The following is a 6,464-nucleotide window of genomic DNA, read 5'->3' as shown; positions in this document are numbered from 1 at the left end:
CATGCGGGGGCTCCGCCCCCTGCACCCCCGTTCGCGCCTGAACGGCGCTCGTCCTCAATCGCCGGACGGGCTGAGGATGCCCATGCTGCCCGGCATCGAGTAGTCAGGGGCGCGGGGAACTGCGCGAGCAACCGTCCACGGTCCGCGGTCGGGAACGGGTTTTAGGGGCGCGAGGAACTGCGCGAGCAACCGTCCACGGTCCGCACCCGAAAGCCGGCCTCTCCAGGGGCGCGGGGAACTGCGCGAGCAACCGTCCACGGTCCGCACCCGAAAGCGGGTTCAGGGGCGCGGGGAACTGCGCGAGAAGCGGGCACGGTCCGCACCCGAAAGCCGGCCTCTCCAGGGGCGCGGGGAACTGCGCGACAAGCCCCCACTGTCCCCACGCTCCCGACGGTCCGCACCCGTCAAGCGGGTTTCAGGAGCGCGGCGCTCACTAGGGGGGCGCGACAGCGCAAACGCCCGGTGCGGGGCCGTCAGGGGGCCCGCACCGGGCGTGGGGGGAGGGGCGGCTACGCCGCCCTTACTCCGTGTTCTTTCGGGACGTGCGCGCACACCCGTTCGCGGCGGGCCGCGCGGGTCAGACGGGCCAGCGGGCCCGGCAGGCCCAGGTTCACGAAGCCCTCCGCCTGCATCACGGCGAAGCCGATGCGAGGGAGGTCGGCATGGGCGCGGTAGACCATGAAGCGCGGCTCCCAGCGCGGCTGGAACTTCGCGTTGAACTTGTAGAGCGATTCGATCTGGAACCAGCGCGAGAGGAAGACCAGCAGACCGCGCCACAGGCGCAGCACCGGGCCCGCGCCGATCTTCTCGCCGCGCGCCAGTGCCGAGCGGAACATCGCGAAGTTCAAGGAGACCTGACGTACGCCGATCTTCTCGCACGCCTGGAGCGAGGCCACGATCAGGAGCTCGTTCATGCCGGGGTCGGCCGAGCGGTCGCGGCGCATCATCTCCAGGGACATGCCGTCCTTGCCCCACGGGACGAAGTGCAGGATGGCCTTGAGGTCGCCGTACGGCCCCGGCGCCGCGCCCTCGTCGTCGGCCTTGTGAGCCGTCGCGATCACGCAGTCGCCGTCGTTGGGGTCGCCGATGCGGCCCAGCGCCATCGAGAAACCGCGCTCGGTGTCGGTGCCGCGCCAGTCCTCGGCGGCCCGGCGCACGCGCTCCAGCTCCCCGTCGGAGAGGTCACGAACGCGCCGTACGCGGGTTTCGTAGCCATTGCGCTCGATGCGCTTGACCATCTGGCGTACGTTCCGCATGGCGCGTCCGGCCAGCGAGAAATCCGCGACGTCCACCACCGCCTCGTCACCCAGCTCCAGCGCGTCGAGCCCGGTCTCGCGGGTCCAGACCTCGCCGCCGGTCTCGGAGCAGCCGACGACCGCCGGGGTCCAGGAGTGCGCCTTGGCCTCGTCCATGAAGCGCTCGATGGCGCCGGGCCAGGCCTCGACGTCGCCGATCGGGTCGCCCGAGGCGAGCATCACGCCGGACACCACGCGGTAGGTGACGGCCGCCTTGCCGCTGGGCGAGAACACGACGGCCTTGTCGCGGCGCAGCGCGAAGTGGCCGAGCGAGTCGCGGGCGCCGTGCTTGGCGAGCAGGTCGCGCAGCTTGTGCTCGTCGTCCTCGGTGAGCCGGGCGGCCGGGTGCTCGGGGCGGAATGCCAGGTAGATCGTGGTGATCGCGGTCAGCAGGCCGAGCGCGCCCAGCGAGTAGCCGACCGTCCAGCTGGTGCGGCCCTGGTACTCGACCGGGCCCTCGAAGCCGAAGAGGCCGAACATCACGTGCTGGATGCGGTCCACGATGGACGGATTGCCCACCGTCCGGTCGGGGTGGACGCTCACGATGACCAGGCCGAGGCCCAGCGACCCCGCTCCCATCAGGAAGAAGTTCGCCACGGCCTTCCAGCGGCTGCGCGGGTCGGGCAGCGCGTTGAACTCGCTCCGGTGGCGGACGAGCAGCGTGAGAAGTACCAATGAGATCAGCACGCCGACGACGGAGTGCCGGTACCAGAACTGGGCCAGCGCCCCGATCGGAAGCAGCACCACGGCGGCCCGCCAGGCTCGCCGCTTGCGGCGCTTCAGGCCGTGCGCGAGGAGCAGCAGGAGGATGCCGGCGCTGAGCGCCACGGCCGCCGCGAAGGGGCCGAAGGTGCCCGGCAGCACTTCGCTGACGCTGTGGAACCGACTGTGCCGGACGCGATCGAAGACTCCGGCCGCGACGTCCAGGAGGCCCACGATCGTGCAGGCCGTACCGACCAGCTTGGGAACCGACTCGGGGCGCGGTCCGCGGAGGACCTTTCGTACACGAGTCGGAACCGATCCGTTTTTGTCCCCATCTATCCTGACAGACATCGCTTCCCGTGGCTCCGCGAGAGATTCAGTTGGCCGGGGGACGGCGTTCACACCGTCCAGCCGGACAATTTGCGCCCTCTAGGACGGGACTTGTGAGGGGCGGGTTCCCTCGGTCTCAGGAAAATCTCAGTCAGAAAGTTTCATCGACTCATGGGTCTCACGAGCAACAAGGTTCTGGCACTCGCCGTGCTTCTGGCGGTAGTGCTGTTCGCGGTCACCGTCTGGCTGTGGCCGCGCCTGGCGCGCCGCAGCTGGAAGGCCGTGACGGGCCGGATCGGGCTGCTGCTCGCGACCCAGCTGGCGATTTTCGCCTCGGTCGGTCTGGCCGCCAACAACTCGTTCCTGTTCTACGGGTCCTGGGCGGACCTGTTCGGCCAGGAGCAGGACATGGGCAAGGTCGTCGACCATTCGGCGGGCGGCAAGAACATCCAGGTCGTCGCCCGTCAGAAGCCGGACACTCCGGGCGGCGGAAAGCCGCAGGTGAGCGGCGAGATCCAGAAGATCGTGCTGGCGGGCCAGAAGTCGGGGATAACGAGTCCCGCCTACGTCTATCTGCCGCCCGAGTATTTCCAGAAGGCGTACGAGAACAAGACATTCCCCGCTTCGGTCGTCCTGACGGGTTACCCCGGCACCGCCGAGAACCTGCTCAAGGGTCTGCGGTATCCGAAGACGGCCTGGGCGCAGGCCAAGCAGAAGAAGATGCAGCCCATGATCCTCGTCATGATGCGCCCCACGGTGGCGGGCCAGCGCGACACCGAGTGCGTCGACATACCGAAGGGCCCGCAGACCGAGACGTTTTTCGCCAAGGACGTTCCGGGCGCGATCTCGGCGAACTACCGGGTCGGCACCAAGCCGCGCAACTGGGGATTCATCGGCAATTCGACCGGCGGCTACTGCGCCCTCAAGCTGGGCATGCACCATCCCGAGCAGTTCGCGGCGAGCGTCGGCCTGTCCGCGTACTACAAGGCGGCCGACGACCCGACGACCGGCGATCTCTTCCACGGCAACGACCAGGAGAAGAACCGCGCCAACCTGCTGTGGAGCCTGGACCACCTGCCGACGGCGAAGTCGTCCTTCCTGGTCACCAGCTCGCTGTCGGGCGAGGACAACTTCAAACCGACCCAGTCCTTCATCAAGAAGGTGAAGGCCCCGGGCCGGGTGTCCTCCATCACGCTCGACAGCGGCGGCCACAACTTCAACACCTGGCGCCGTGAGATCCCGCCGGCCCTGGAGTGGATCAGCGGCCGGCTCAGCGCGAACTGACCGATTCCACCGGGCGGGGCGGGCTCAGCGCGAACTGAGCCGACTCCACCGGGCGGAGCGGCATGGCGCCGGGCGGCTCAACGCGGGCCGACCGACTCCACCGATTCGACCCGCACCTCGGTACGCGGCACCGCGTGGGCGTCCGCGTCGATGGAGCGGCGCAGCGCCTCGTGGAGCCGGGCGGGGGTCAGGACGCCGAGGAAGCGGCCCCGCTCCTCGCGGTCGATCACCGCGATCCAGCCCGCGTCGTGCTGGAGCATCGTGGCGAAGGCCTGCTTGAGGGAGGCGCCGACCGGCAGCCAGGCCTCCATCCGCCGGGCGTGCTCGCGGACGGTGCCCGTGCCCAGCCGGGCCTGCTCGCCGGAGATCCAGCCGTGCAGATGGTCCTCGCCGTCCAGGACGACCGCCCAGCGTGCGATGTCGGCGGGCAGCGGATCGTCGAGGTGGACCACGGGCGGCTGGTCGAGGTCGCCCTCCTCGATGGGCGTCACCGAGAGACGCTTGAGGCCCCGGTCGGCGCCGACGAAGTCCGCGACGTAGTCGGTGGCGGGGGTGCCGAGGACGGCGGCCGGCGCGTCGAACTGCTCGATGGAACCCTGCCCGTAGACGGCGATGCGGTCGCCGAGACGGACGGCCTCCTCTATGTCATGGGTGACGAACAGGACCGTCTTGCGCACCTGTGACTGGAGCCTCAGGAACTCGTTCTGCAACCGCTCGCGCACCACCGGGTCGACCGCGCCGAACGGTTCGTCCATCAGGAGCACCGGCGGGTCCGCCGCCAACGCCCGTGCCACGCCCACCCGTTGACGCTGTCCGCCGGACAGCTGGTCCGGGTAGCGCGCACCGTACGTCTTCGGGTCGAGCCCGACCAGGTCGAGGAGCTCCGCCGCGCGCTCGTGGGCCCTGGCCTTCTTGACGCCGAGCAGGTGCGGCACGGTCGCGGTGTTCTCCAGGACCGTCTTGTGCGGGAAGAGGCCGACCTGCTGGATCACGTAGCCGATGCGTCGCCGCAGCTGGACGGGGTCGACGGTGGCTATGTCCTCGCCGTCGAGGAATATCCGCCCGCCGCTCGGCTCGATGAGCCGGTTGACCATTTTCATCGTGGTGGTCTTGCCGCACCCCGAGGGGCCGACCAGGGTGACCAGTTCACCCTCGGCCACCTCGAAGGAGAGATCGTCCACGGCGATGGTGCCGTCGGCGTACCGCTTGGTGACGTGCTCGAACCGGATCATGCTTCCCCATTGTGAAGGCTGGCGTGCGCACTTGTGTGCCCATGGTGCTGTACCCCACAGGTTCAGGGCGATTGTCAGTGGCCGGGGATAGGGTTTGGTACGTACGTTCGGGGCAGAGGTGCAGAGGCATCCGGGCGCCCGGGGGAGGTGGGGGAGTGGCACAGAACTGTCTGGCGGCGAACGACTGGATCTGCTGGGAGTACGTGAGCTCACGGAGCCAGGAGCTCACCGACGCGACGGTCCAGCACATCTGGATCACCGCGGTGTCGGTCCTCATCGGCCTGCTCGTGGCCTTCCCGCTCGCGCTGCTCGCGCGCGGGCGCAAGGGCGTCGCGGCCACCGTCCTCGGCTTCACGACCGTGCTCTACACCGTGCCGTCGCTGGCGATGTTCGCCCTGCTGCTGCCGGTGTTCGGGCTGTCGGCCGGCGTGGTGATCACGGGCCTCGTGCTGTACTCGCTGACGATTCTCGTACGGAACATCCTGGCCGGGCTCGAATCGGTGCCGTCCGACGCCCTTGAGGCGGCCCGCGGCATGGGGTACGGGCGCATACGGCTGCTGTTCGAGGTGGAGCTGCCGCTCGCGCTGCCCGCGCTGATGGCCGGGCTCAGGATCGCCACGGTCGCCACGGTGGCGCTGACCACGGTCGGTTCGCTCGTCGACCACGGCGGCCTCGGCAACCTCATCGAGCAGGGCCTGCCCACCTTCTTCAAGGCGCAGATCCTCACCGCGTCCGTGCTGTGCGTGGTGCTCGCCGTCGCCGCCGACCTGCTGCTGCTCGGCGTCCAGTGGCTGCTGACCCCATGGACGCGTATCCGTACGGCGAAGGCGGTCTGAGCGATGGGGGTCTTCACACAGGCCTGGACGTGGCTGACGACGGGATCCAACTGGTCGGGCGACGACGGCGCCTGGCACCGGCTCGGCGAGCACGTGTACGTGAGCGCCCTCGCCCTCGTCGTGTCCTGCCTGGTCGCCCTGCCGCTCGCGCTGTGGCTCGGGCACATCGGCAAGGGCGGCGCGCTCGCCGTCAACATCTCCAACATCGGCCGCGCGATACCCGTGTTCGCGGTGCTCGCCCTTTTCATGGTGACGCCGCTGCGCAACGCGGGCTATCTGCCGACCGTGATCGCCCTGGTGCTCTTCGCGGTGCCGCCGCTCCTGACCAACGCCTACGTCGGGATGCGCGAGGTGGACCGGGCGGCCGTGGAGGCGGCCCGTGGCATGGGGATGTCCGGGCGGCAGCTCTTCCTCCAGGTCGAGCTGCCGCTCGCCTACCCGCTGATCATGACGGGGCTCCGCTCGGCCGCGGTGCAGATCATCGCCACCGCGACGATCGCCGCGATGGCGGGCCTCGGCGGTCTCGGCCGGATCGTCACCGAGGGCTTCGCGGTCTACGACACCCCGCAGGTGGTGGCGGGCGCGCTGCTCGTGGCGGCGCTCGCGCTGCTCGTGGAGGGGGCGCTGGTGCTCATCGACCGTCTCTTCAGCCCGCTGCGCAGGCGCCCGTGACGCTGGGCATCATGCCCCTGGGCATCCACGCCCCCGGGCATCATGCCCCAGAGCTCCACGCCCCCTGTGACCTCACAACCCCCGTGATTCCGCGACGCCTTCTGGATGGTGAA

Annotated in this window: 5 protein-coding genes; 3 read left to right on the top strand and 2 right to left on the bottom strand. The window is 69.6% G+C overall.

What is annotated here, in order from left to right:
• Positions 1–509 precede the first annotated feature (509 nt).
• The gene (locus tag ACGFW5_RS34015; RefSeq protein WP_393838201.1) at positions 510–2,348 is read right to left on the bottom strand and encodes a phosphatidylglycerol lysyltransferase domain-containing protein; all 1,839 of its coding nucleotides are present in this window, start codon (positions 2,346–2,348) and stop codon (positions 510–512) included.
• Between the two features lie 150 nt (positions 2,349–2,498).
• Here ACGFW5_RS34015 and ACGFW5_RS34010 point away from each other — a divergent pair, with 150 nt between their 5' ends.
• Positions 2,499–3,611 (top strand): alpha/beta hydrolase, encoded by a 1,113-nt coding sequence (locus tag ACGFW5_RS34010; RefSeq protein ID WP_393838200.1) that lies wholly within the window; start codon positions 2,499–2,501, stop codon positions 3,609–3,611.
• A gap of 77 nt (positions 3,612–3,688) precedes the next feature.
• On the opposite strand, the gene ACGFW5_RS34005 is transcribed toward ACGFW5_RS34010, so the two are convergent.
• Positions 3,689–4,843, bottom strand: a complete 1,155-nt coding sequence (locus ACGFW5_RS34005) for an ABC transporter ATP-binding protein (RefSeq protein WP_393838199.1) — start codon at positions 4,841–4,843, stop codon at positions 3,689–3,691.
• 155 nt (positions 4,844–4,998) lie between these two features.
• Between ACGFW5_RS34005 and ACGFW5_RS34000 the strand changes: the two genes are divergently transcribed.
• Entirely contained in the window at positions 4,999–5,679 is a 681-nt protein-coding gene (locus ACGFW5_RS34000) for an ABC transporter permease (RefSeq protein ID WP_393838198.1), read from the top strand.
• 3 nt (positions 5,680–5,682) lie between these two features.
• A complete protein-coding gene (locus ACGFW5_RS33995) occupies positions 5,683–6,351 on the top strand; it encodes an ABC transporter permease (protein WP_393838197.1) in 669 nt (222 codons plus the stop codon).
• Positions 6,352–6,464: the final 113 nt, after the last annotated feature.

The organism is Streptomyces sp. NPDC048416, assembly GCF_043200435.1.
Classification (GTDB): Bacteria; Actinomycetota; Actinomycetes; order Streptomycetales; family Streptomycetaceae; genus Streptomyces.
Note: the sequence above shows the minus strand (reverse complement) of the source record. Positions and strands in the feature narration are given on the sequence as shown.

What these genes read in the sequence shown, in the direction of transcription:
- ACGFW5_RS34015 (WP_393838201.1), bottom strand. Translation starts at nt 2,348, where the DNA reads ATGTCTGTCAGGATAGATGGGGACAAAAACGGATCGGTTCCGACTCGT.
- ACGFW5_RS34005 (WP_393838199.1), bottom strand. Translation starts at nt 4,843, where the DNA reads ATGATCCGGTTCGAGCACGTCACCAAGCGGTACGCCGACGGCACCATC.
- ACGFW5_RS33995 (WP_393838197.1), top strand. Translation starts at nt 5,683, where the DNA reads ATGGGGGTCTTCACACAGGCCTGGACGTGGCTGACGACGGGATCCAAC.
- ACGFW5_RS34010 (WP_393838200.1), top strand. Translation starts at nt 2,499, where the DNA reads ATGGGTCTCACGAGCAACAAGGTTCTGGCACTCGCCGTGCTTCTGGCG.